Annotated in this window: 23 protein-coding genes; 16 read left to right on the forward strand and 7 right to left on the reverse strand. The window is 44.5% G+C overall.

All coding sequences use genetic code 11. The annotated features are described in order from the left end of the window. The first annotated feature begins 92 nt into the window (after nucleotides 1–92). The 8 genes from D3H65_RS04260 (at nucleotide 93) to D3H65_RS04295 (ending at nucleotide 5120) form a co-directional block, all read left to right on the forward strand. Nucleotides 93–368, forward strand: coding sequence for a hypothetical protein (locus D3H65_RS04260; RefSeq protein ID WP_119049073.1), 276 nt, complete (start codon nucleotides 93–95; stop codon nucleotides 366–368). Further along, a complete protein-coding gene (locus tag D3H65_RS04265; RefSeq protein ID WP_119049074.1) occupies nucleotides 365–895 on the forward strand; it encodes a hypothetical protein in 531 nt (176 codons plus the stop codon). The genes D3H65_RS04260 and D3H65_RS04265 overlap by 4 nt, the downstream gene beginning before the upstream one ends. A gap of 15 nt (nucleotides 896–910) precedes the next feature. Beyond that, nucleotides 911–1444: a hypothetical protein gene (locus tag D3H65_RS04270; protein WP_119049075.1), complete on the forward strand. Its 534-nt coding sequence runs from the start codon at nucleotides 911–913 to the stop codon at nucleotides 1442–1444. 120 nt (nucleotides 1445–1564) lie between these two features. Beyond that, nucleotides 1565–2035, forward strand: coding sequence for a hypothetical protein (locus tag D3H65_RS04275; protein WP_119049076.1), 471 nt, complete (start codon nucleotides 1565–1567; stop codon nucleotides 2033–2035). 619 nt (nucleotides 2036–2654) lie between these two features. Further along, on the forward strand, nucleotides 2655–3185 hold the full coding sequence (locus tag D3H65_RS04280) for a hypothetical protein (protein WP_119049077.1): 531 nt from the start codon (nucleotides 2655–2657) through the stop codon (nucleotides 3183–3185). A 5-nt stretch (nucleotides 3186–3190) separates the two neighbouring features. Further along, on the forward strand, nucleotides 3191–3532 hold the full coding sequence (locus D3H65_RS04285; RefSeq protein WP_119049078.1) for a hypothetical protein: 342 nt from the start codon (nucleotides 3191–3193) through the stop codon (nucleotides 3530–3532). Continuing rightward, nucleotides 3529–4128 (forward strand): IS3 family transposase, encoded by a 600-nt coding sequence (locus D3H65_RS04290; protein ID WP_245999797.1) that lies wholly within the window; start codon nucleotides 3529–3531, stop codon nucleotides 4126–4128. Before D3H65_RS04285 ends, D3H65_RS04290 begins: the two co-directional genes overlap by 4 nt. Before the next feature lie 371 nt (nucleotides 4129–4499). Further along, complete coding sequence (locus tag D3H65_RS04295; RefSeq protein ID WP_162915398.1) at nucleotides 4500–5120, forward strand: hypothetical protein; 621 nt, start codon at nucleotides 4500–4502, stop codon at nucleotides 5118–5120. Between the two features lie 40 nt (nucleotides 5121–5160). Here D3H65_RS04295 and D3H65_RS04300 read toward each other — a convergent pair whose 3' ends face one another. The 3 genes from D3H65_RS04300 to D3H65_RS04310 form a co-directional block, all read right to left on the reverse strand. Continuing rightward, nucleotides 5161–7545, reverse strand: coding sequence for a CocE/NonD family hydrolase (locus tag D3H65_RS04300; protein WP_119049081.1), 2385 nt, complete (start codon nucleotides 7543–7545; stop codon nucleotides 5161–5163). A 119-nt stretch (nucleotides 7546–7664) separates the two neighbouring features. Beyond that, complete coding sequence (locus D3H65_RS04305) at nucleotides 7665–10523, reverse strand: carboxypeptidase regulatory-like domain-containing protein (protein ID WP_119049082.1); 2859 nt, start codon at nucleotides 10521–10523, stop codon at nucleotides 7665–7667. Beyond that, nucleotides 10520–11710: a 6-bladed beta-propeller gene (locus D3H65_RS04310; RefSeq protein ID WP_119049083.1), complete on the reverse strand. Its 1191-nt coding sequence runs from the start codon at nucleotides 11708–11710 to the stop codon at nucleotides 10520–10522. The genes D3H65_RS04305 and D3H65_RS04310 overlap by 4 nt, the downstream gene beginning before the upstream one ends. Before the next feature lie 215 nt (nucleotides 11711–11925). Here D3H65_RS04310 and D3H65_RS32780 point away from each other — a divergent pair, with 215 nt between their 5' ends. The 3 genes from D3H65_RS32780 (at nucleotide 11926) to D3H65_RS04320 (ending at nucleotide 13899) form a co-directional block, all read left to right on the forward strand. Further along, a complete protein-coding gene (locus tag D3H65_RS32780; protein WP_162915399.1) occupies nucleotides 11926–12132 on the forward strand; it encodes a hypothetical protein in 207 nt (68 codons plus the stop codon). Between the two features lie 159 nt (nucleotides 12133–12291). Next, nucleotides 12292–13455 (forward strand): 6-bladed beta-propeller, encoded by a 1164-nt coding sequence (locus D3H65_RS04315; protein ID WP_162915400.1) that lies wholly within the window; start codon nucleotides 12292–12294, stop codon nucleotides 13453–13455. An 18-nt stretch (nucleotides 13456–13473) separates the two neighbouring features. Further along, the gene (locus D3H65_RS04320; RefSeq protein ID WP_119049085.1) at nucleotides 13474–13899 is read left to right on the forward strand and encodes a DUF1573 domain-containing protein; all 426 of its coding nucleotides are present in this window, start codon (nucleotides 13474–13476) and stop codon (nucleotides 13897–13899) included. Between the two features lie 16 nt (nucleotides 13900–13915). Here D3H65_RS04320 and D3H65_RS04325 read toward each other — a convergent pair whose 3' ends face one another. From D3H65_RS04325 to D3H65_RS04335, 3 genes are all read right to left on the reverse strand, one after another. After that, on the reverse strand, nucleotides 13916–15238 hold the full coding sequence (locus D3H65_RS04325; protein WP_162915401.1) for a TlpA family protein disulfide reductase: 1323 nt from the start codon (nucleotides 15236–15238) through the stop codon (nucleotides 13916–13918). A gap of 337 nt (nucleotides 15239–15575) precedes the next feature. Next, a complete protein-coding gene (locus D3H65_RS04330; RefSeq protein WP_119049087.1) occupies nucleotides 15576–16325 on the reverse strand; it encodes a LytR/AlgR family response regulator transcription factor in 750 nt (249 codons plus the stop codon). 1 nt (nucleotide 16326) lies between these two features. Then, nucleotides 16327–19311, reverse strand: a complete 2985-nt coding sequence (locus D3H65_RS04335; RefSeq protein WP_119049088.1) for a histidine kinase — start codon at nucleotides 19309–19311, stop codon at nucleotides 16327–16329. 212 nt (nucleotides 19312–19523) lie between these two features. Between D3H65_RS04335 and D3H65_RS04340 the strand changes: the two genes are divergently transcribed. Next, the gene (locus tag D3H65_RS04340) at nucleotides 19524–20495 is read left to right on the forward strand and encodes a hypothetical protein (RefSeq protein ID WP_119049089.1); all 972 of its coding nucleotides are present in this window, start codon (nucleotides 19524–19526) and stop codon (nucleotides 20493–20495) included. A 75-nt stretch (nucleotides 20496–20570) separates the two neighbouring features. Here the strand turns inward: D3H65_RS04340 and D3H65_RS04345 are convergent, their stop codons facing one another. Beyond that, complete coding sequence (locus D3H65_RS04345; protein WP_119049090.1) at nucleotides 20571–23234, reverse strand: DUF5916 domain-containing protein; 2664 nt, start codon at nucleotides 23232–23234, stop codon at nucleotides 20571–20573. Between the two features lie 270 nt (nucleotides 23235–23504). Here D3H65_RS04345 and D3H65_RS04350 point away from each other — a divergent pair, with 270 nt between their 5' ends. From D3H65_RS04350 to D3H65_RS04365, 4 genes are all read left to right on the forward strand, one after another. Beyond that, the gene (locus D3H65_RS04350; protein ID WP_119049091.1) at nucleotides 23505–24260 is read left to right on the forward strand and encodes an SDR family oxidoreductase; all 756 of its coding nucleotides are present in this window, start codon (nucleotides 23505–23507) and stop codon (nucleotides 24258–24260) included. Nucleotides 24261–24625: 365 nt separating this feature from the next. Next, entirely contained in the window at nucleotides 24626–24826 is a 201-nt protein-coding gene (locus D3H65_RS04355; RefSeq protein WP_119049092.1) for a hypothetical protein, read from the forward strand. Nucleotides 24827–24857: 31 nt separating this feature from the next. Beyond that, nucleotides 24858–25172, forward strand: a complete 315-nt coding sequence (locus D3H65_RS04360) for a phosphoribosylpyrophosphate synthetase (protein WP_119049093.1) — start codon at nucleotides 24858–24860, stop codon at nucleotides 25170–25172. 249 nt (nucleotides 25173–25421) lie between these two features. Then, nucleotides 25422–26408, forward strand: a complete 987-nt coding sequence (locus D3H65_RS04365; RefSeq protein ID WP_211345623.1) for an alpha/beta hydrolase — start codon at nucleotides 25422–25424, stop codon at nucleotides 26406–26408. Nucleotides 26409–26437: the final 29 nt, after the last annotated feature.

A 26437-nucleotide genomic window follows, 5' to 3' on the forward strand; every position in this document is an offset into this window, starting at 1 on the left:
GAAAAAGGAGAAGTTGTCACCAATTCCTTTAATAACCCAAAAATGAGTGAGGATTTTATTTCACCGGAGAATCCCAAGGTGAAACCGGATTAATGGGAATAACAAAAGTTCCTAAGGAGAATTCAATGACAAAAAATACTTCCACGAATGATAATGTACAAGTTACAGTAAATGCTTTATTAGGTGATTTTGTTCAAGCAACTAATGTGGCTCATGAGCTTTATGGGCATGGTCTTTTGTATAAGCGAGATCCAGAAGGGAAAACTTACGGGCACATTTATGTAGCTAGTCCCAAAGATGATAATAAAACTTTACAAAAGGAAATCAAAGAATCTGTAAAAGAAACAGTATTAAATATGAAACAATGAAAGAGAAACATGCTATTGTATTGATATTTTTAATTTTATTAATGAACGGGATTTTTGCGCAGAAGATTATTAAAGAGCAGTATGAGGATTTTTATGTGACACCACAAAATGACTCAGTCTTTACCATGTCGTATATTGTGCAGAACAACACAAAAGAAAATATGTATTTATGGTTTGATGGGGAAAAGAGTAGTATTACAACTGAAGATGTTAGGCGTTATTTTTATTTACTAAAAGGTGATGTTACTTTGCTAGAGATATTAAACGATGAGTCTGTTAGCAATAAAAAGCTAAATATAATTGGTCAAACCTTTATTAAGTTTCTCGCTCCTAAAAGACAATTTAGAATTTCGATTACTATGCATCGCTTGGACAGTGGGTTGGATGATGCAGTAAAGCAGAAGCTGGTCATAGTTAAATCTTCTCTACTGGATATGTCATTAAAAAGATCTCTTGATCGGAATAATGAATTCAGTTTTGGCTCGGATATGATTATAATCAGTGATAAGGGTTTTGTGGATCTGTGATAGCATCTAGGTATTATGGAAATAATCAAAACGTTATTTGCGGGATTGTTACTAGTGTTTAATAGCTATGGGCTGGCACAAAGTTCAGATTCAAGTCAATTAGAATTGCCCGTATATCAGGTTGATCCATGTCTAAGAGCGATTTTGGATGAGGTAGTTGCTTCCAATATCCAATACTACATTCCTAATAATCATTTTTATGCAGTCTCCTTTCTGATAGGGCCCAAATACAGGTATTTGAACATTTCTCCACAAAGCAGGGAAGAAACAAGTTACAGGAATTACAGTGGAATTAACAAAGTTGGTAAAATGTCCTTTGTCTTAGTAGGAGATTTTGCCAATGATAGCCTATTTGAAAAAACAGATTTACCTAAAGAGCTGGTGCAAATTCATATGATACATGGCTATGAAAAAGATTTATATATGAAGGAGCCGTCATTGAATGGCTATTATTTGGGCTGTAAGGGTAAGCCCGTTTTTATGGATATATATACGAAGGGAAGGATAAAGGAATTCGAAGCGAAAGTTATACTTCCTAGAGAAAATTGATGCTTAAGCACGACACTTAGGCCGATCCAGAGCCAAGAGAAATTGATTATTGTAGAGAAGCTATTGGCGGCATGTTGGAAAAATTAAGGCGCCTTCTTCTATATTATCTAAACGAATGCAATGCCGGGAATAAAATACTATCCCCTAAAAGGGTTTGCATATTTCTTTCTTACCCTTCTATTGCAAGGAGGTAATGAAGTTCAAGCTCAATTATTAGATAAGAAGTTAATGGTGCAGGGTAATTGCATTATCCAATTTCTAACCTCCGAAAAAGAACTGCCGGATTCTGCCAGCTTGAGTAATTACATTGATGCGATTTATTCAAGGAAATTATTTTTTTACAAGAATCTTGAAGTGTTTCAATTAGGCGTCAATGGTAGCCATTCGAAGCAATATTGGGCAATATTAGAGCATACAAAATTGACCCTTTATAGATCTATTAATTTGGTGGAGGATCAACCTAAGATTCTGAAGCAGATAGGTGTAAAAGAAAACTATCAAATTCCTGTGTCTAAAATTATGAGTCTGCTTAATGAAATTACTTTGATCTATAAATACAATCTGGACTTAGCTAATATTGAGCGAGATTAGATTGGTAATATATAGGAAGACGAATTGTTATCCTTTCCCCCTTACCATGGCGAATAAGTGGTTTGGCATTAAAGCCTGACTGTGCAGAAAAACAAGAACAATGTACTCCATGCAATTTCGGAGTATAAGCTAATTCGACTTGATTCAGTGATTACATTTAAAAGCCTGGAATCATTTTACCCTCCTGAGATTAAATTAGATAGTTCTTCCTTTTTGCCCCGGTGAGCATGAGTGTCGAATTGCTGGTCTCCAAAGAGAACGCCCCATCGTAAACTACCTCTTACAGCATAATAGCAACAACCAGTCACAAGTAGCACAAACCAGTCATCTTAGCATAAACCGGTCAAAAACACATCATTCCTTTGGAAATCCATCACACGTCAGATAAATTTATGCAAGGCTGGAAAGGAGCCTGTAGGGGAGCTGTAGGGCAGTCGTAGGGTAGTCGAAGGGTAGTAATAGGGTGAAAATAGCGTTGATCGATTTTTCTAGCCATTTTACATAAAAGGGCAGGGCAGCTGGTGCCCGTAACTTTTACTTTGTTTACAACGGGCCTTAAAGTCGTGTTAGGGTGTCTTTTACCAAAATAGCTATACAGATTTCATAAAACACGACATTTATGGAGCATATGGCCAAAAAGGTAAAAGAAACAGGGAGTTTTTCGCACAAGCGGTTTACTGAGATCGAAAAAAAGAAGATTATAGCTCAAATTGAGAACGGGGAGCTGAGTGCTGCAGAGGCGAAGGTTAAATATAATATCCTAAGCCCCAGGACACTTAAGACATGGATTGTTCGCTTTGCGAGTGATCCTGATCTGGATATCAGGCTCCAGCAGCAATACGATCGGTCCCATCGTCGCCAGGTAGCTTTCGGGATCGCATCAGGGAAACAAACCCCGCAAGCGGCTTCCCGGGAGAATAAAGTAGGGCTTCAAACTATTAAAGTCTGGATCAAGGAGTTTAAAGCAGAGACTCAAACCACTGCTAAAAGCCCCTCCAGGCGCTTATCGAAGGAGGCCTCTACACTGCAGGATGCTGCATCCCAGCTTAAGTCCCTGCAGCTAAAAGTGATTGCCCTGGAGACAATGATCGATATAGCGGAAAAAGAATTTGATATCGACATCAGAAAAAAGTCTGGCACCAAACAGTAATCACCATGAAAAACACTTTTACACAGATTGGCGTCGGGCCTCTCTGTGAACTGTTTGGTAAGACCCGGCATGCCTATTATGATAAGCTCTGGCATCAACAAAGACGCTATAGCGATCATGAGATCGTAATGGAACTTCTTTTACAGCTAAAAAGGGACGCCTCAGGCTTAGGCACTCCAACTATTTATAAGCTGCTTAAACAGACATTACACGCCCATGGCATAAAAATGGGCAGGATCGCCTTGCATAACTTCCGGCTCCAACATGGATTGGTCTGTAAGCCAAAAAGAAATTTGTACGAACAACTGACTCCTTCCATCATTACAGAAAATACCCTAATCTCATAAAAGGGATGAATGCTGATCAGTCCTGCCAGCTGTGGGTGAGCGATATTACCTATATCCGCATTAAGAATGACTTTCAGTTCTTATCGCTGATCACCGACGTTTATTCCAGGAAGATTGTGGGCTACCATTTGCACGCTTCGCTGGCCACAGAAGGCCCATTGCAAGCTCTCCACATGGCATTGGGATCCCTGGATTGCCTGCCCGACGGATTGATCCATCACTCAGACCGGGGTACCCAATACTGTTGTAATCAATACGTTCAGGTACTACAATCCTATAAGATCAGCATATCGATGACAGAGAAAGGGGACCCCTATGAAAATGCTGTAGCTGAAAGGATAAATGGGATACTGAAGAGCATCTTTGACCTGCAGAGAACTTTTGCAGATCAGCGAGAGGCTGCTGAGGCTATACAAAAAGCCGTTGCTTTTTACAATACAGTGAGACCTCATACCAGCGTGGAAGACCTTACCCCTGAGAAAGCTCACGCTTTAACCGGAACCCTTAAAAGACTCTGGAAACCAAAAACATACAAACGAAAACAAAACAATGAACAAGAAACAAAAAATCTCAATGGTAACTCAGCCAGTGTATAGTCAGATTAGCAAGAAATCACCTAACATTGTATAACTACTTTAGATAAGGCTATTTTCTGTATAGTCAATTTAGATAACCCGAAATACCTGTATAGTTATATTAGTAAGGCACAGGGGTGGTTGTCTTTACATTAACAGGGATTTGGTCTGTACCATGTTATTACCATGTTCGGTCCTTCTTCGGTCCTGCTTCGGTCCATCACAGCAAACCAAACCCTTAGTAAATGCGCATTAACCCCTAACATGAAGCGAATGAGAAGCGAACATGGGCCGGCCAAGAGACTGCCAATTACCTCACTTTGACCAAATTGTGGGCCGCGAACAACTATTACATATTATTTTTTCGTAATTTCAGGAAGAGGTCCTACTGCATGAAAAAACGCTATCAACATATTGAACTTCCTCCTCACCTGGAAGCTTTCAGGAAAAACTACCTGGCAGCTACCGAGGTAGAAGCCACTTTGTGCGGTATCATTACCTGTTACAAGATGTATGGCGCTTATTTTATCCGCACCAAAAGTTCCCTCACCGGCAAAAGGGTTAAGCGCGACAAACGCTTCCGTCGTACTATGTACAACGCAGGCATACTGGCGCTGGCATCGGAATGGATAACGCCGGTATACAATAGCTTAACGGAAGATTGGCGCTGCCAGGACCTGTATCGCAAACTGGTTGGGTTGGGAGTAAAGCTATTGCACCAGGGCGCCACCGGGGAAACAGTGCAGCAAGCCGCCTGGGATGAATTGACGCAGCTAGGCTATAGAACTGAATGGCCGGAATGGGACCTGCCACCTGAATTGCTGAAATGGGTGGAAGAAGAAGGTGATAGGCATAAAAAGCTGGTGCAGGCCTGGGTAGTAAATGAAAAAGGCAAGCTGGTTTTTGAGCGGTTAACTTCTAATGCACATCCTCTTTCAACTGATACTATTGATTCGATTGCATCCGGCGTTACCTGTCTGCAGGAGGAGGTGGCGATGCCACCCCCGGTGTGAATTGGCGGCCGTTCTTAATTGTTAAAATATTGCATCCGCATCATTCCTCCGCATACGGCAATACTATCCTGCTCGGGTATTTTGCACTGCTATGGATCGTAGCTTTGATGAGCCGCGGTCCAGTGGCCGTTTCCTGGCTCACCACACCACCAAATCCATAGTTCTTCTCCAACGCAGGAGAATTGACGCTTTCAAAGACAAAGCGCAGCTTATTCCCCTTCTTTACCTGCCTGATATACAGGAATACATCTTCAAAATTATGCAGCGCCACTTCGCCGGGTTTCATCAGTACGGGCTTATCACCGCTTTTGCGGTAGCGGCTACGCAATTGGGCAGTGGAGAGGGTATGATTCTTACCGGCAGGATCAACCTCATAGGCCGTAAACTGGAAATCGGCATCGGGCACATTTAAAGACAAATACAGTTGTGCGGTAAGTTTGCCTGTCAGTATGATATCTTTCTCCAGTGGCTTGCTTTCAAATACCATATTGTAAGGAGAGGACAGGTACAAAGAATCATCAAAAGGTATGGGCCTGGCAAACAGGAACGCTGAATCTATTACCTGGGCAATGTCGTGGGTATAGGTGAGGTCTTGTGCCTTTACCGGCTTTTGTTTATCCAATAGGTACACCGTTTTGCGTTTGGGATTGGGTACCAGTTGTGGCGACAGGTAAAGACTGAGGGTGTCTTTCGTTAGTTTTTGTAAGCTGCTGGTTGACTTCCACTGGCCGGTGCCGGTAACAAAATAGTTTACCTTGTCCTGCAGAAAAGCAGGTCTTGGTTTTCCCTTCAGTATCCAGTCGTACCACCAGATCACATATTTGTAGATGGGTATCTGTGCTTCCCGCTCAATGTCTATCCCCTGCTGTACAGGGCCGGGTTGCCATTGAGAACCTCCATGATCATAAGGACCTATCAGCAGGTAATGCTGCGATTGGGCCTTGGCGCTGGCATACCGGTGATGCTGGTTGTAATAATAAAATGCTCCCAATTGATCGGCATCATAATAGCCGGTGATGGTTAGTATCGGCAGGTCCAGGGTAGCATAATCTTCCTTGTTGGGTAAAATGGATGTCCAGTACTTGTCAAGATCAGGATGGCTCACCCATTTTTGAAAGAAGGGATTGGGAAGCCCGGCTATGGAATCCAGTTTGGCAAAGGGCAGCCGGTTCTTGTACATCGTATAATTTACTTTGTTCCAGAACTGGTAATCATTGAACCGTGCCTGGTTCAGGTCCTTGCCGCTTACATACACTGCCCATTGCAGGATATAAGAATAGAATTGATTCGCCAGCCGCGGAAAGTCGATCCCAAATCCTACTGCCACCATCGGGTTGATGGCTTTCAATGCAGGGTGACGGTATTGTTTGCGGATTGCCTGCCATTGCGCAAAACCCAGGTAAGAACCGCCCGAAGTGACCACCTGTCCATTACACCAGGGTTGCTTGCTTACCCAATCTATAATATCATAGTAATCCCTCGCATCGTCTTCATACGGGAAAAAAGTTCCTTCACTTTTACGGCGGCCACGGCTATCCACATACACATAGGCATAGCCATTCGTCGCAAATACATTACCCCTGGTGGCTTCGGTGCCGCTGGGGTAGGGACTTAAAGAAACCACCGCAGGCACTTTCTCAGTGCTCACGGCATTGCGGTATACAAATGCACTGAGCCTGATATTGTCCCGCATGGGGATCATCACCGAAGCCTCTTCCACCCGGGCCGGTGACAATTGGTACAACAAGGCCTCCAACTGTGGCTGATAATGTTGACGGATATCGTACCGGAAATAATATTCCAGCAAGCTATAAGCGCTGCTAAAAGGCAGCTTGCCCTGGGAAAGCTGGATGGCCTGCCTGGTAATATTGTTGAGTTCTGTATGGTTTACCTGTATCGATACAGTGGTATAACTGCCTTTTTGGGCATTCACAATATCCCCGCGGAAAGAAGTGTCGATGCCATTGATAACCCCTTTGAACTCCTCCTGGAAGATGGTGGCAAAGGCAGCGCTTTGATCGTCTGCATGGCGAAGGCAGGCCCTGCCATAGGCTTCATGAATAAGTGCAAATGGAACACGGTAGGCAGGTGATGGTTGCAAGGCCCTGCACCGCTGGATGGTTTCCAGGGCAAGCGTGTTTTTTTGCAATAAAAGCGCTGGTACTACCTGTAGGGATATAACGTCATATAGCTCGGTAGAGTCGATCGTATACTGAGTGGTGGCTGCCGTAAGATAGGCATCCAGGGCTGTCGCTATTTTAATAGCCTCTGTGCGTAGTGCCTGTTCGTTTTGGTAATTGAACGTATCCGGCAGGGTGTAACTGTACTTTTCAAAATAATCGCGGGGCAGTGCAGGTTTTACCTGGGTATAGGAGCTTACAGGTAGCAGTAACAGGATTACAAATAATGCAGGTAGCCATCTCATAGGTAATAGGTAATTGGTGTGGCCTTAAATGTAATGGTTTTTAGGCAAGTAATACTAAAGTGGCAATAAAAAGCTGGCAGTTGAATGCCCAGGGACTTGTCTCGTTCCACTATCCAGGATTAATGATCAGTTCTTTTGCTTCCAAATTTTCTTGGATAATAGGTAATTGTTGCCATAAAATATTGATGCTGAAGATTAACATTCTGATGAGTGAGAAAAAAACTGTTCCCAAAATTAACAATCCCCTTATTTTGATTTAAAATATCCAAAGCAGACAGCTTAAGCTCGATATCATTTGACTTCAGGAATCGATAGGATACCGAGGCATTCCAGATAATGTATTTATTTACCAGGCCATCTGAAAGGCCAAAGTAGTTATAATTAACGTTTGAATTCAAGGAGGCCTTTTTAAACATATTCAACCCGGCACCTATTTTTGTCAATAGCTCCTTGTTTTTAAAATTACCGCTTAAAAAACCATGTTGCCGGGAATGATAATATGAAACACTTTGGGCGATGTTGAGTGCAAAAATATCTTTATAGGTATAGTACAGTGACAATGAGTCAGATTGAATAGTTATTGTAGAAATATTGATGGCTGCATTGTTAGCGTTTTGATAGCCTAAGTAGGAAGGTCTCCTGGATCTTTCAAGGAATGCGGCAATGCTCAACTGGAATTGGTGATTCCCCAACAAAAATGCCTTGTTTAACTGGGCGTTTATTTTAATGTATCTATAGTCGTTATAGTTGACCGTATGGAATATATAGCGCCCTGACTGATCAATTACTATACTATCGGTAAGGTAGTTTTTGGTGACCCCGCCAGTAATAGCTAGCCCATAGTTAAAGCTGTTTTTAGTTCTATAGCCATCATGACCGAAACGAATGGATGATACATAGTTTGTTTGAGGGCTTAACAATGCGTTGCCCAGGCGGATCTGGTATACCTGTGAACTGTCAACCAAAGCGACTCTTTGTTCTGGTGACGGGTAACTTCGTGTTACATCAAAGTTGAGATTGTACCGGTTTAAATATTCGCCATATTGATAATTGCTATATCCAAGATTGAATGAGGGAATAAAAGAAAAATAGCTGTTATTAAAGTATTGGAACGAATGCGCAGAAGAGAATCTTTCATTATACAACTGAACTCTTGCATCAAGATACACGCTCATGTCTTTTTGATAACGGTTTGCCAGCATATTTGTAAAGACCCGGCCAATTTTAAGCCCTGCTTTTTCATTTAAAGCTTTGTAATGGCTGGTATTGCTGAGGTAAGAATTCCTGATAAACTCCCCACTCGTTTTATCGCCATCGCTCACAATATTTGTCTGGTTTTCAATATTCCATTTTAAGTTGTTCTCAAATAATATGTTGAACCTTGACAAGATCCTTGACTCCCCGAACAACCATGTCGCAAAATCCCCAAGCCGTAGGTCTACCTCCTGTCTTAGGATAGATGTTTTATTGGCATACTTTCTATTATAATATAAATTGCCTCCTGCTACAGCAAGATCGGTGAAATCCACTTTATATAGCCGGTCGGTATTTGTTTTGTCAAAAGAACAGGAGTAGAGTACGCTCCAGTTAAGCAGTTTGCGAATACTTGTATTTTTAAACCCATGATGGTCATAAGCTCCGATAAAAGATAGCCCATGTTCAAGCGTATTATTATCGTCAATTTGACTGGATGTGTTTAATAATTGTTGTGATGTGAAACTCTCTGAAGAAATGCTGTTTTTAGTATCGAGAGATTTATGCCTGTACAACGCTTTCAAGGTAAAAGAATCCGTATCGTTTTTTTTGTTGTAACCAACAGATGTATTGAATTGTACAACGTCCAACTGAGTGGAGTCCGAGGAGTTTTGCAGTAATGAACTGTCTTTTCCTATAAAGCTGATGGTCTGCGATTGCTTTATTGTGTTGTTCTGGGTTTTGTTGACAAATGAATTTGATGCGATCCGGTTTTGCTGAAACTGATTATAGGCAGGTATAAGATCATGCGTAAAGAGGTATCCGCCTGAAACTTGCTTATTAATGCCCCGCATGTTAAAGTCCGGTTGATACGCTACATGAGCACCTGTGCCTTTAAAAGTTCCGCTTCTCAACAAAGTATTTATGTCATTGCCTAATTTGTTCACATTATTTGCCTGCCCAACTATCGCAATCTGGTCTCTGGGCGTAAAAACGCTGTTGTTAATAGCTGTTTCATATTTCTTGTCTGTACCTGCTCCGGCAGATACTGAACCGAAATACGCGGCCCGGTAATCTTTTTTTAGTTTCAAATTGATGGCAGTGATCGAATCGTATGGATTGAGGGGGTCGATATATTCCTGGTAAACCTGTACTTTACTGATAGCAGTTGTAGGAATATTTTGAGTTGCCACTTTTGTGTCGCCGCCAAAAAAAGGTTTCCCATCCACCAATAATTTGTTTATGGGCCTTCCATTAACGGTAATAGTTCCGTCGCCCCATATTATTATTCCAGGAAGTTTTTTCAACAGGTCTTCCGCCACAGCATTTTTGTCCAGGTGAAAAGCGGATGCACTAAATTCAAGCGTGTCTCCATTCATTCTGACCGGAGGGGCTGTCACGGTAACCTCATCCAGCAATTTATCGGTTTTTGAAACAATAATTACCCCGATATCCAGGATCTGTTGTTCATGAGAAATGCTGATGATACGGGTAAATGTTTCATACCCGATAAACGAAATTTTAACAAGGAAGGGTTGCTTCAATTCCAGGCCGGCAATACGAAATTCACCAATTGAATTGGTCAATGTATAGGCGACCAAAGCCTTATTATCCACCCTGTAAACAGCAACCGTAGCGGCCTGTAAATAATAATTTAGTACAGAATCCTTCACTGAACCACGGATAGTGCCAGTTGCCACAGAGTCTTTGCTTTGTGACAATACTACCGTATTGATAAATAGCAATAATATGGAAAATGCTGATAACCTGAATTTGTATTTCACAGATGCTGTTTAGGCGCCAATTCAACAATTACCGGGTTATCATCCTTACTCCCGGTTGCTATATAGTTTTGTATCGATGCAGGATATTGAACTGGTTTATTAGTTTGGCTTTTAGCTCCAAAAATTCTGAATGACGGCGTGGATGTATATATTTTGTTGTTGTAGGTGGTGCCAATTGGCTCAAATACACTTGATAATATTGGGAAATAACAGGACGCGCTGTCCCCGCTTACTTTTGACAAAGAGATTAGGCTCCCGGATGTAAGGTTATATAAATAATGGAGGTCGGCGCCCGTACGTAATTCTCCGTTCATGGCTGTAAACAATAGATAATCATTTATATGGTAAACAGCACTAATGCCATGTTTTTTTAGTTTGTTATCCTGGGTAAGGTATACATATTTGGCCCGCTCACCTTTAAAGACCGGATCAGTAGAAAAATTAGAAGGGAGTGAATACTGTGCAGGAAAAACGAAATTGTAAGTGCGTAAAATGCCGGTATCATTTAGCTGGTATACTTTGTAATTGAAGGGGAGGGAAAACATACAGGAGCCGGGCTCTCCTGAAAAATTGAACGGATTGTATTCAATATTATATTCCTCGGTTTCCACATCAGGATCATAGCGATTGAAATATAGTAAAGGACTTGTATCCTGTTTTGAATAAATCAGGTCGTAAGGGTGGTTTTTTTTATTTTCGGATGAGCGGCGAAGATTATGGATCAGGGTATTGTTGCCCAACGAGTACAGGCTTCTGATCTTTTCAGGTCTCGGGATCTTTTTTATGAACCTGCCGTCAAAATCATACACTAAAAGACCATTCGCATAGTTATTGGTAACTATTATTGTCTGGGCAGCTCGGTCAATTGAAAAATAATTAAAGTATTTATCTGAGCCATCTGATTTTATCCGGGTATGGAACCTGCCATCCCGGTTAAAAAGTATAATAGAGCGGCTTTGTATATCGAGGATGATGAAAAAGGAGTCTGTAACTTCTAATTGATTAATAGTTCCAAAAAGGCTTTGTTGGTTCGTTTCAAGCGGAATGAAACGAATAGCATCGAATATTTGTGAGGCAGTACCCCCACGTGCATTATCGGGATCTATACGTACGGTTATATTTGTTTGAGCACATACGCTAATGGTCAGGAACATTCCAACAATGGCAGGGGTTAAGAATTTTCGCATAAGATAAGTTGTGGATACATGAAGAAAAGGTAATTAAATGCTTCACTATCAAGGGCTGTCTTTAAATACGCAGATTAATGATGCAATCGGGATAAATACGTTGATATACGTCATATAATATGCGCTTTTGCAGGAAAATCAGGGTTCTATTTTTTTTGTTCAAGATAAGTTTGTTAAATTTAATAAACTTCGTTTAACCATCAAAATTTTAACACATGAGGAAGAATTTGCTTTCGCTCGTAACAGCAGGTTTGTTTGTTACCGGACTACTGCTTATTTACAACAGTGCTTCTGCAACAGCAGTAGTACCTCCAACATGGAAAACTGAGTATATGAAATGCGCGGCAGACCAGAACATACAGATACGTGTATGTGCTGCCGGTTCCGATGAATCATGCACACCCTGGGGAAGCTGTCCATAAGCCCCATGATAAGAAAACAGGGATGTCCGATTTGGGATGTCCCTGTTTTCTTTTTAAAGTATCTATACTGCCGACTGCTATAATTCATTAGCATGTTGCCATGCTATGAACATGGGTGCAATAAATATTTGCCTGCCCAATGACCCCAATATTGCTATTATGATCCCTCTTGTAAAGGTTAGCCCAAATCTTCGCTTTCTTTTAATGCTCTTCATTTTTGCTGCAACCCTATCCTGCAACGGTATCCGGGATGGCTACGTAGCTGCCGGAAACCCTGTTATTATCCAACTTGATTCTGGTAATTCTTTTATTTCACTTGCTGATCTTGCAGACAGTCTGCAGATCGTGAAACTTGATACCTCAGACAACTCACCATTTTCTGAGCCTGAGAACCAACGGGTCATGTATGTTGAGGGCAAAATAATTGTGTTTGACGTAAAATATATGTCTATAAAGGTGTTTGATGGTAGTGGAAAGTACCTTAACAGTATCGGGAAACTTGGTATGGGAATGGGCGCTTTTGTCAGGGCGGAAGATATTCAATACTATCCTCCACACCGTTCAATTGTAGTGCTATGTAACAAGCCCACTAAGATATGCGAGTTTGCACTTGGCGGGCAACTGATAAAAGACACAGAAATTAATTTCTTTGCATCTTCTTTTGTAATGCCTTCAGCCAATACGCGTATTTTTTTTGTAAACCAGAATAAGAGTGAAATTTCAAAGGATAAGAATATTATCATTACAGACAGCGCATACAAAGTGCAGGCAAGGCTTTTTGATCTTCCCGAAAATATTCTATCGACCATCAGGTTTTCCGGCGTTCTGCATTTGGTGAATAATGAAGTGTATTTCGCGCCGGCGTTTTCCAATATTTATTATACCATTAAAGGAGATACTGCTCAGCCTGTGTACCAGGTGGATTATGGTAAAAAGAATATTCCTCCAGGCATTCAGGAGGATACGCTGCTTTTTAACTCCGCTAAATATGGTTTTCAATATGAGACATTTATCAAAAACGATAACTATGTGGGGTTTAATTACCTGAACAAAAACGTTTGTATGGCTTTTTATAATCTTCAGACAGGAAAAACTATAACAGGTGATATCCGGCTTGATAGTTTGAATATGCTGTTTAGTAGTTATACTTACGGTTTTGGGGATAAAAAATATGCTACATTTTTAAATGGGAAAAAGATCTCGGCATTTGTAAGAAGAAATGCTGACCAGATCCGGGAAAAGTATCCGGATATAGGTAGGGAACTCTCAGCACTCAAGCCTGATGAGAACCCCTCCTTACTGATTTATGCCCTTAAGCAATAACCTTATTCCATTGAAGCTATGAAAATGATAAGATTCGTCCTTTTTATTGTTGCTTTTGTCTTTTTTGCTTTCGCCTTGTTTAAATACTTTAACAAGCCTCAGGCGGCATCCGAAAAGGGGCTGGGTAATGAGCAGCTTACTGAAATAAAGGTGTCTAAGCCAATTTTGGATGTTGGCAAGCATAAAATAAATGTACCTGTTCTGGCTAATTTTGTTGTGTATAACGAGGGGAGGAATGCATTATATATTCAGAAAGTAGAGCCGGACTGTCATTGTACGGTGGCGGACTATTCAAAACTTCCTATTTCTCCCGGCGACTCTTCCGTCATTTTATTAAAGTACGATGGTAAAGCGCCGGGCGCGTTCCAATCATCTGCGACGCTTACACTCAATGCGAATCCTTCCACCGTTCTTATTCTTTTCAGAGGAGTAATGGTTGAGTGATGATGTGTAAGATGTTCTAATTGATCAGGGCTGCGAGTGCGGCGCTGTCTTTAATATCTGACACGCGTTTAATGGCCCCTGGCTTATATACTCCATTGCGATCGATGAAGGCATGTCCCGGATAACCACTGAAAGAGAAAAACTGGGAAAGTTCTGCATCCAGGGTTTCATCTATATAAAAGTGAATGCCGGGCAATTTCAATTCTCCAATTTTGCTCTTCCATTTGTTCTCATCAGAGTTGTTGGAAGTGCATACGTATACAAATACTACCGGCAGATCTTTTGAATGCTGCTGCAGTTGCTTACTGTGGGGCATTTCTGCCAGGCAGGGCGCACACCAGGTAGCCCATAGGTCGAACACGATGGCCTTGCCGGAAAAGCTTTGCCGGAGCCTTGCCAGAAAATCGGCTCCTTTCACATTTGAAAGCTTATACAGGGAAGCGCCAAAATCTGTTTGTAATAATGGCTTTCCAAAATCTGCTGCCGTTATCGAATTCCCTGAACTGGCCAATGCTTTGTTAACGGTTGCTATTTTGGCAACGCTATGCGCATACTCTGATTTGGCCACTGTACGGCACCAGTTGGTGTGCATGCCCGGCAGGATGCGTTCTAAGGCAGATTTCTGTTCGGTGATATCCTTGCTGTTATTCAATTGCAGTTTCATTAGATCGGCCCTCGAAGGAGAAAAAATACTGTCGAGGATAAGAATACCTTTATCAATCATTTGATCCTGCTGCATTTTTTGTGTTCTTGGCTGCAACCCGGGATGCGTGCTAAGATAAGTGGATAGATAGCGGTAAAAGTCTGTACTATTATTTGATAGCAGGTAAGTTTTATGCTCCTTGATCTTGTCAAACAACGCATTTTCCATCGTATGCCCCCAATAACAATAGCTGATCAGGCTATAATACTCGGATAAACGTTCGTTCTCAAGCAGCCAGGCATATGGAGATGGATGGGTGGCAATATAGTCATCCTGTATCATTTTCAATGAATCGAAAATACTGCCATAAGCAAAGATCACTTCTTTAGCTACGGGATTTTGGAACCGGGGGATCTGGCGCATACGCGTGCGTAACGCCTGTTGTTCTGAGCGCCTGAAGAGGAGGTAATCATTTAGATACATATTGAGCGCCCCATCTGTTCCCAGGTACCTGACCCCATCACCATTAAAATTGATCTCCTTACCTGATGCTTTAATTTTCCTGAGATCCAGTTCTATATGCAGGTCTTTATTGGCATAGATACCTGCATAAAAAATACTGTCAATATATAGCCATATCTGCTGGAAGGGAAGTGGATATTCCAGTTCCAGTCTAAAACTGCCGTCAGCCGCCAAATCGGTAGTTTTTCTTACCTGTCCAAAAAGGGTAACGAGCGTATAGCTGATAGTTTTTGTTGGGAGTTCCCCAAGGGTTATGTGCAGCAGTTTGCCAGTGACTACGGGAATAGCCCGATTTGCAAACTGCTCATTGAAATTCATGTCTTCCATCGCGACAATTCCGGCAGGTTGTGTGTAACCTGTAAAAAAGGCTGCAACCCAAACGCATAATGTAATGCAGGTTTTCATATTTAAATATAAAAAGATTTCTTTGGTATCTGCCATTGTTTTGTGCATTAAACCAAATTAGCATGAATTCGTCTACGCGTAGCCTAAATAAATCCCCGGTCTGTCGTCAAAGCGCCAGCCTGTCCAGGAATTCGCCTTTGCGCCGCTGAGAGATATCCAGTTCTGTGCCATCGGCCATGATCACATAGCCGCCTTTCCCTTTTACATAACTTTTGATCAGCTGCATATTGATCATTACACTGTGGTGGATGCGGCAAAAATTGCTTCGGTTCAGGAGGTCTTCATAATACCCGAGGTTGCGGGAAGAGGAGACCTTTGAGGAGTCGGTGAGGTAAAAAGTGGTATAGGTATTGTCTGACTTGCACCAAACGATATTGCTCAGCTCGATAAATTCATAACCGTTCAGCGTGGCAATATTTATTTTCTTATGCTGCTGCTGTTGTTGCGCCAGGTTATGAAGCAGGGTGTCTGTGGCAAACCGGCGTTGCTTATCGCCTATGCGTTTGCGCACCCTGTCCACTGCTTCTTCAAATTCCTGAATGCCGATGGGTTTCAACAGGTAGTCAATCGCGGCAAACCGGAAGGCTTCCAGCGCATAATGGTTATAGGCGGTGAAAAAGATCAATTCAAAGTTGCGGTGTGAAAGCCTGCGCAATACATCAAAGCCGGTTCCGTCGGCAATGCGCACATCGAGGAATACCAGGTCCGGTGTATTGGTTTCTATAAGTTCCACAGCGGGCCCCGTATGGCTGGCCGTACCACATACAATAAGGTCCGTAGCCTGTTGCCTGATCAGCTCATGCAATACGTACAGACTCTTCTCTTCATCCTCTATGATAATGGTATTGATAGGCATGTCAATTAGGTGTTATTGGAAATGATAAATGAATGATGGTGCCACTGGCAGACCCTTCAGGTCCTGGTTCCAATTGTTGTTTATCCGTTACCTGCCAAAGTATTTTGTTTTTTTGAAGCGCATTCAGTGCATGGATGCGGTTGATGGTGATACCTGTTCCCATGGAAATATGATCCTGCTCATCAGTTTCGTGGGTAATGCCCGAAGCATGAATGCCCGGGCCGTTGTCTTCGATCACCACTTCGATGTATGCCCCCGACTTCCTGATGTCCACCGTCAGTATGCCTTTCCGGTGCTGCAGGGGCGCTATACCATGTTTTACGGCATTTTCAAGATGCGGCTGAATGATCATGGTAGGAATGGAATAGTCATCCCGTTTCAGTTCGTCCGATATGCTGAGCCGGTAATCCATCCGGCCGCCCAATCTTAACTTCTCCAGTTCCAGGTAGAGCTCCAGTATTTTTATTTCCTCGTAGAGAGAAATGGTTGAGTCTGTACTGTGCTGTAATATTTGCCGTATAAGCGTAGAGAACTTATGCAGGTAAATATGGGCGCTCCGGATATCTGCCCGCATAATATGGTATTGAATGGAGGTAAGGCAGTTGAAGATAAAATGCGGGTTCATTTGCGCCCGCAGGGCCATCATTTCCAGTTCATGCATTTTCTTCCGCAGGCGATATTCCTTTTCCTGTTTACGTTGCCGCTCATGATGATAGACATAAAATCCTGTACCCAGCAGCAATGCCATGATGAGGTAGGTACATACGAGGAACCAGGTAGTCTTCCAGAAGGGAGGTGGATGAATAATAACCAGCCGGGCAGCCTGATCACTCCGGACACCCCATTTATCAATGGCCCGTACTTCAAAAGTAAATGCTCCAAAAGGAAGGGCTGAAAATTCTATCGTATTGTTTTGTGTGCTGCTCCAGTTATTGTTTACTCCCTGGAGCCGGTATTCATACCGCACCTGTTTACCGCTCCGGTAGGTGATACCTGATAACCCGATCAGCAATGGACGTACTCCATAGTCCACCTTTACAGTATCTCCCAGGGGTAATGCCTGGCCTCCCGCCCGGATGCTGGTAATGTTGATGAGTGGGTGCAATACCGGCCTGCTGGTGTAGTCTTTGGGAAACCAGGAAATGCCCCGGGCCGTAGCTGCCCATACATAGCCGCCCGCAGGCATGGTCTGGTTCACTTCATTGGCCGGTAGCCCGTCTTCTTCGGTAATATTGGAGAGCGAATACCGGAGCTGTCCCCGCTGCCAGCTATAACTGATCCGTGTTATCCCCTTATCCGTAGCAACCCAGGCGATATTGTTTTCAAAGGAAATATGCCTGCACATATTGCTCAGCATCCCTTGCTCCCTGCCAATGGCTGTAATGATACCTTGCTTTACAATAAACAGGCCTTGCTGGGTCGATACCCACAGCGATGAGTCGGCTGCTACAGCAAGGTGATTAATGATATTGGCCAACGCCGGGTATTGTTTACCATAATACTCAACAGTTCCCTGCCGGTATCCATATACGCCGTGGAGGGTGCCCCAGTAAAGCTGTGCTCCGGTGCCGGTGAGGCAGGTAACACGGTTGCCGAATAGTTGTTCTTTTACTTCGAAAGCCCGGTTTAACCGGTATACCCCCTCACTGCTGCCGAGGAAGAAGACCGTATCGCCTGCGCCGTATAATTCTTTGGCGGCCAGTGGCCTGATAAGTGTAGTGTGGTGGCCTGCTTGTTTGTACAGTCCATTGTCACAACTTAACAGGAAAGCATGAAGTGGTAAAGGCCATATGTGTAGTATCCGGTTGTTTTTGTTTTGATGGCTCCAACTGGCATACCGTTTGGCGCTAACAGGAAAATAGCTTAGTTCAAGTAAATTGCCATCGGCAAACCCTGCCAGGAGAGCCGGCTTATCGGAACGGACAATACACAACACGTTTTTATTGAGCAGGTCCGGATATCCTGTGAGCGAGTAAAAGCTCAGGTTGGGTAAATAATAAACCCCATCTCCCTGCGTGGTGACCCAATATCCCTGCTCCTGGTCTTTGAGGATAGACGTGCAAAAGCGCTGGTCAAAAAAAGATTGGATGCGGCGATGCCGGTTTAGAAAATCACTGATGCGCAATAGACCCTTGTTGCGGGTACAGATCCATAAGGTTGAGTCATTTTCGCAAAAAAGAGAATTGATATCTCCCCAGGTGTTTAATCCCAGTTCTTGTACCGTAATAACCGGTGTCATCCTTTGAAAGGTAGCATAGTAAATAGTGCCATCTGCATTGAAGAGGATACCTCTTTTATTTTCTGTGAGGCAGGAAAATGAATTATTGCCATAAAAGCTCATCTTCTGTGCCCCGGCCCGTTTGCCGTTGTGGCATTGTGTGGCATTGCCGCTGTCGATACACAGGGAAAAAGTATGCAGGTCATTGGCTGAGAAGCGGAAATTGATCTTTTCCGGCGAAGAATTTCTGAGTACCGGCCGCCCGGTATCGGCATAGGGCCTTTTTTTCCCGAAGTAAGGCTTGAAATCCCATTTACCGGGATGATTGGACGACCCGTAATAACCCTGCATGATTGAACCGGTAGCCCAGGTCTCAGCGATCAATAGAATAGAATCCGTGAGCAGGTCTTCCGTGATCGCCGTTACGCCTGTACATTGATCAAAACGGATGATCGTATCATTATGAAATACAGCCGGGATGCCTACAAAGGAAATGCACCATACATTGTTGTACTTGTCCAGGTATAGCTTGATGATGTCATTGTCGGGCAACCCGTCTTCCTTGGTATAGTTCCTGAAGCTGCGACCGTCAAAACAACTGACGCCTTGCTTTGTCGCAAACCAGATAAATCCTTTTTTATCCTGTATGGTATGGTACACCACAGAACCCGGCAAACCGTCCTTGCCGGTAAATGGTTTGTAACTCAATTCCTGGCCATGCAGGAGGCAGGTGATGGCCAGTAAAAGGATCGTGAAAGTCCAGCGCATGCGTACAAATTATTTTATTTTTTTCGGATAGCATAACCCTTTATTGCTGACTGGTGGAGGTGTGCCATCCCAGTCCCGGCTATGCGGCAATTATTACCAATAGGCTGCAGTTGCTGTCTGAAAGCTGCAATTGTTAAATAGGGTGCACAGGCATGTCCCCTGCCAGTAAATTGCCTTGTCACCACCATTGTTAAATCACTTAAAGCCTTACTATGCCATCCTACCATGTAAATGCATCAACTAAAAGACCCGCCGAATTGACCGGCGAGATCATCGACAACGCCTATGCACAACAATTGATTGAAGGGTTCAGGAAACAGTTCCCCGGCGAAGTGTCCCGGCTCTTTATTGGCGTCAATAAGATATTCAGCGCCGTAAAAGACATCCCCAATGTGTCGGGCATCCGGTTTATGTACGGCATGGAAAAAGTGGGTGATCCGGAGTCCAAGGTCATTCTGCTCATCCCCTGCGATACTGCCTCGGCCCACCGGCCCATACCCAATACCATTGTACAGCCACAGGGATACCTCAATCACCGCGGTGAAATAGTAGGGTTGAAACAGACCTGGCAGTTATTGTACAACCATGCCGTTCATTATGCAGGATTGATGCCCGGTGTGCCTTTCCGCGGGATCATGCGGGGTACTTTTTTTGGCATTGATTCCTTAACATCCCTGTTAAAGGATATGACCAGTGCACATGGTATGTATTATCATTTTGGGTTCGATGACAGCATCACAGAAGCGACTGCAAAACATAAGGCTGTATTGGAGCCCCTGCATTATGACAAGACCAGCTATGAGTGGTATATGGATTTTGGATCTCTCTGTCCGCCTACATGCCCCCCACCTCCCGGAGGATGGCCTAAGCCAAGGATCATAGAGTCTCCCGATGCGGATAATTTAGACTTTACCAATCTGTTGCCCAGTCAATTCAATTATACGGGCGACTTTTCCGTGAATAATCCTGTTGTTGGCCCCCTGGTGGAAATGTATTATTATGTGTCACCCGCTTTAACCGAAGCGCTGGCCGATAGCGGCAAAGTGCAGGAAGTATATACCGCGTTAAGCAATAACGAGGTACGCGAATGTAACAGGTTAATTGAAGCAGGAAATTATGAGGCCGCTAAGGAACTATTTGAACAAGCCATCGATGGTTTAATGAAGACCTACCTGTTCCGCTAATGCTATGATCATGCAGATTCATGGTGCCGGGCAACAACTTCGTTCCCGGCACTTTTTTTTGTTCATGCAGCCTGCTTACCGCACAAACCGGTAAGTACATTTTATCAGGAAAATATTCCTTCCTTCATTGCCGCCAAAGGCGTTGTTAAATAAGCTCTTTGGTAATGGAGTATCGAGGTCGGAAGCTGCATCAGGCGTATTGCCCTGCGACCATACCAGGTAAAGCTCCGAGCCGGGCTTGTATTCCCAGCGTACCACCATGTTCGAACGGAACTGCACAAAGTTGAAATCAGGTTTGCTGAAACTGTAATCGGGCGTGCCATCCTTATTTTCATCTACAGTATACCGGTCGTTACTGAAACTGATCTGGCCGGGATTGAATACCGTGAACCGGGCATCATACTTATGGGCCAATGGGTCAGATACATACGCAAATTTATCATAGAGTGGCCGCGTAATATAAGGCTGCCCGTAATATTGAAGCGTAAGATCCGGGGTGATATTATAACTGAGTCTGCCGGTAAAGCGAAGCGTGTTTTGTTTCACTTCTCCCACGATCGTACGGGTATTGTTGTTATACTGCACGGCATCTACAAACTGGTCCTGCCGTCGCCAGTAATGCGAATAGGCCGCACTGAGGCTGATCTGCAGTGCATTCACCGGCTGGTAAGTGACGGTGGTGTTGATCTCATTGTTTTTAAGCGTATGGTCAGATCCCCAGATATTGAAGACATTGAAATTTACAAACACCTTTTTCCGGGAGTCGCTGTTCACATACACATTGTGGGCCAAAGCCGGTGGCCTGCGCATGGAAAAAGTGCCTCTTAATGCGGTATTCGATATATCGAAAGTGTTCCAGGTCAATCCCGTACCTGCCTGCCAGTTATTGCGGAAGGTAGCATGCGAATTGAAGTTGAATGCCTGGTAAATAAACTGTCCGCCAAAATCCCACCTTGCCCAATGATTGTAGTTGAGGCGTGCCGTACGGAATATGAAAAATGGCTTCTGGTAATGCACGCCTACCCAGGTAAAATGGTTGATCTCATTGGCCGTAAGCATAAAGCCTATATCGTTCAGTTCGAGTTCCGGCGAACGGAACGTAACCCCCGTTTCAAAGCGGAGTATCTGGCCCAGCCTTCCCGGCCGTCCCCCGATCTTGCCAAACCGTACTGTGCCACCCATACCCGTTAGTGAGGTACGGTTGCTGTCTACCGACACTTCAGGTGCACCGGCCCGTTGAAAGAGGTGTTCAAAAGCCGTTTGTGTGTTAAGGATAGCTTCTTTACTGCCCTGTACCTGGCTAAACACCACATTGCCCCGTAAATACCAGGTGCGGTTTCTCCAGTATTGTAAAAAGTCGAGCCCGCCCGAATAAGCACTGCGGTGCAAAATATCATTCAATCCTTTTTCCCGGTTTACGGCCGTGAAGATGCCCCCGATGATGGTGTTACCAGAATGGATATCTTTTTGCAACCTGCCCACAAAGTAACTTGTGAGCGGTTCTACCAGTTCTTTTCTTCTCTCCCCAATATGATCGATGGTGGCCATTTCTCTTTGTGTAATGCTTTCCAGCACACCAATGCTCCAGCCCTTTTTTGTTTTGCCGCTGAACTTGGCAGCGCCCAGTATGGAAGTATTTTGCGGGTACTTCACATGTTCGCCATTGCCCAGGCTGGGATAGCCATGGGGGGAACCACCTATGCGTCTCGAGTAAAACAAGAGATCAGCATCATAATCACCGCCTGCTTCCGAGCCGGTGAGCTGGTAGTCAAAAATATTCCGGCTCTCGATAAAGAAAGGTCTCCGCTCTTCAAAGAAGTTCTGGAATCCATCGATGCGTACCTGCGAGGGATCTGCTTCTACCTGCCCAAAGTCGGGATTGATGGTAAAGTCAAGGATCAGGTCATTCGTCACCGCCAGTTTCCCGTCCAGTCCTGCAGTGAGTTTGGTGTCAAAACCTTTGGCAAATGGATTGCCTGGTTCTTCTTTATACTTGTCTGCCTGTGTTATCACATAAGGGGCTATTTCCACCTGGCGGTGCAAAGGGATATTCTTTAGCCCGTGCAGTTCACCAAACCTGCTGACCCACACGCCGGAGTTTTGTGGTATATGCTGCCAGTACGACCGCTCTTCTTTACGGAAGTAACGCCGGGTTACCTGCATTCCCCACACTTTATCGGGCTCACTGCCGTACCGCAGCTGGCTCAGCGGGATCTTTACTTCGGCAGTCCAGCCCTCTTCATCCATATGCGTTTTGGCAAACCAGATGGGGTTCCAGCTGGCATCCCAGTTATTGCCGTCGCTCGAGGCAAATTCATCACTCCGTACACCCGAGGCCGACAGCGTAAAGGAAAAGGCTGTACGCAGATCATGGTAGCTGTCTATATTGATCTCCACCCAGTCGCCGGGAAACTCATCCCGCCGGCCCATACGCCGTACTACGGAATCGGGTGCTGAATCGTAGCAGCGATAGGCTACATACAGGTACTTTTCATCGTACAGGATCTTGAAGCGGGTGGGCTGGGAGGGAGGTTGTCCTTCATGCGGCTGCCATTGGATAAAATCGCCACCCCATTCAACGGTATTCCAGGCTTCTTCCGAGGGAATGCCATCAAGCGTAATGAGGCTTTTGAGCGGTTGGGTGTAATATTTCTTTCTGACAATGGAGTCTGCAGGATTGGTCTGGGCTGCAGCCCACAGTGACTGTAACAGTAGGATGTACAAGCAAATATTTCTCATGGCGTAACGAGGGCGTAATGGACCCAATGATACTGGATTGTTGATACATATCAATAATAAAGTGTAACAACGGCAAATTTGTCATGATAGCTGGCCGAACCGCCATCCTTCCCTTTCTCCTTATATCCGGTGGAAAACTTCGTGCTTTCACGAAATATGGTGAAAATTTTAGTAGCGGTTTTAGCGTACGCTTTTGATATTCATTGACTTGGCACTTTGGCATTTCTTTGGCCTCTATAACGTCAATCAGAAATACTAAAAAGTCAAATTATGAAAATCGTAGTTATTGGAGGCACTGGCCTCATCGGGAGCAAAGTAGTCGCCAATCTTCGTCAATTGGGTCATCAGGTTATCGCTGCTTCCCCGGCCACGGGTGTCAACACCATTACCGGTGAGGGCTTAGCCGAAGCTATGAACAATACAGATGTGGTGGTGGACCTTGCCAACTCTCCCTCTTTTGAGGACAAAGCTGTCCTGGAATTCTTTCAAACAGCCGGCAGCAACTTACTGGCAGCTGAGATCAATGCAGGCGTAAAGCACCACATTGCGCTTTCCATTGTAGGCGTCGACCTGATGCAGGACAGCGGCTATATGCGCGCCAAACTGGTACAGGAGAACCTGATTAAAAAATCTGGCGTACCTTACACCATCGTGCGGAGTACCCAATTCCTTGAATTCCTGGCGGGCATCGCCAACCAGGCTACGGATGGAAATGAAGTACACATTTCTACCGTACAATTCCAACCCATCGCTTCTGATGATGTAGCAACTTTTGTAACCCAGGCTGCAGTGGCTGGCCCCATCAATGGCTTTATTGAAATTGCCGGGCCTGAGCGCTTTACGCAGTCAGACATCATTGCCCTGTTCCTGCAAAAAACTAATGACCCACGCAAGGTGGTCCCTAACGGCAAGGCTCAGTACTTCGGTGCACAGATCAGTGATACGGCCCTGGTGCCTGCCGGTAAAGCAAATCTGGGAACCATCACGTTTGAAAAATGGTTAGACTCCTCAAAAACCAGGGTTTAAACTTCCATCAACCTGCTGGCCGTTGAAACGAAGACGACGGGTGTCAGGTTGCCGAGGCGGTTGTAATGGGCGTGCACTTTCCACCTGTTCGTGCACAAGGATCGCCCTACGCCGGCGTACGATCCTTACGTCATCCGGTCAACAACACGGCAACTTAACTGTCAGCAGGTTAAACCTTCTCCTTGTCAGGCTGAGCTTGTCGAAGCCGTTTTGTTACGTTGAGCTTGTCGAAACGGACTAAACGGATTTAAAGGAGTTTGTCGAATCCGTCTAAAGGTTTTCTTTCCGACTTCCGGACTTTCTGACTTCCGGACTTTAAAATTGCCCCTCCCGGGACCGCATTCCTCACTGTTAAAATCAACGTTATGATGTTTCCTTTTTTGCACCCCGTTGCAAACGGCCTCCTCGTGCCATCAGATGAGCACCAGCTGGTCCCGCTTCATGATCCTCCGCGCAATACGAATGAAGGCGGCGAATTCCTCGACGATGCCCTCCGTATGGAAGAGCAACCCATCATTTATACCGAAGAAAGCATTGCGGCAGGAAGTCCCACCGGCCTCCTCTAATCCTTCTTATTTAAGTAAAAAATCAAATGACATGCAAAAGAATGAATCACTCACCGATGCATTGGCCGGACTCCGGGAAAAAGGTTACGAGGCCGATTTTGCCACAGATACTTTCTGCCTGTACTGCAGCGATCTCGACATGAGACTGGATCCCGAAGAGTTTCATGTGGATAAAACCTACCGCTTTGAAGGCAATACAGGTGATGGTGAAGAGGCGCGCCTATACGCAATTTCTTCACCCCTCGGTGTCAAAGGCATCCTGGTCGATACCGACGGAACAGGCGCCAGACACCTGAATGTTGAAATGGCCAAAAAACTGTATGGTGATCAGGACTTACTCGATTGATAATCCGCTTTGATGTCATTTCGAACGAAGCGCAGCGGAGGGAGAAATCTGCTGCGTCGATAACAGATTTCTCCCTGCGGTCGAAATGACAAAAAAGGGTGAAACAAATTCCAAAAGGATGACACATTCTCAAAGGATGACACACACCAAAGGAGTGAAACACATTCACTAAAACCCATTTTAATGAAAATAAATCTATTAAGCTTCCTGGTACACTTCCTATTATTCATAAGTATAAACAACACAATGATGGCACAACCTAATAATGCTACCAAAGCAGAAAATGATCCACGCATCTTTAAAGAAGTAAGAGGTTTTCTAAAAGCACTCAATGCAGGCCCGGGTAAGCCCATTGAGCAACTGACTCCCACAGCAGCGCGACAGGTATTGACCGATGCGCAAAACTCCGTACCATTCGAATATGCAGCTGTTGATGAGTCGGAAAAAACGATCACACAGGATGGACAGCAAGTAACCATTCACATTGTAAAGCCCAAAGCTGTTAAAGCAGGCGCTCCCGTCTTTATCTATATTCACGGAGGCGGATGGGTATTGGGCGATTATCCCACCCACAGGCGCCTGGTAAGAGACCTGGTAATGGGTAGTGGCGCCGTGGCTGTTTTTCCCGACTATACACCATCTCCCGAAGCCCGCTATCCCGTGGCGATCGAACAAATATATGCGGCCACGAAATGGGTAGCAGCACATGGTGCAGAAATAGGTGTCGATGGAAAGAACCTTGCCGTGGCAGGCAATAGCGTAGGCGGCAATATGACGGCAGCAGTGGCACTGATGGCCAAAGACAGAAAAGGCCCTGCTATTAAACTCCAGGTAATGTTGTGGCCTGTAACTGATGCGAATTTCGGAACCGGCTCCTACAATGAACTGGGAGAAGGAAGGTTCCTCACTAAAAATATGATGATCTGGTTCTGGGACAATTACCTGCCCGATACGCAAAAGCGCACCGACATATATGCCTCCCCTTTAAGGGCTACCCTGGAACAATTAAAAGGGCTACCCCCGGCCCTGGTACAGTCCGCCGAAAACGATGTGCTGCGCGATGAGGGAGAGGCTTATGCCCGTAAGTTAGACGAAGCTGGCGTGCCCGTAACCCTCACCCGCTATGCCGGCCTCATCCATGATTATGGTTTGTTGAATCCCCTGGCCAATGTACCCGCAGTTAAAACAGCTTTACTACAGGCTGCTGCCGCCATCAAAAAATCGCTTAGCTATTAATTCATCCACTTTCTAATCAAATAAATACA

It is taken from the genome of Paraflavitalea soli, from assembly GCF_003555545.1.
Taxonomy (GTDB): domain Bacteria; phylum Bacteroidota; class Bacteroidia; order Chitinophagales; family Chitinophagaceae; genus Paraflavitalea; species Paraflavitalea soli.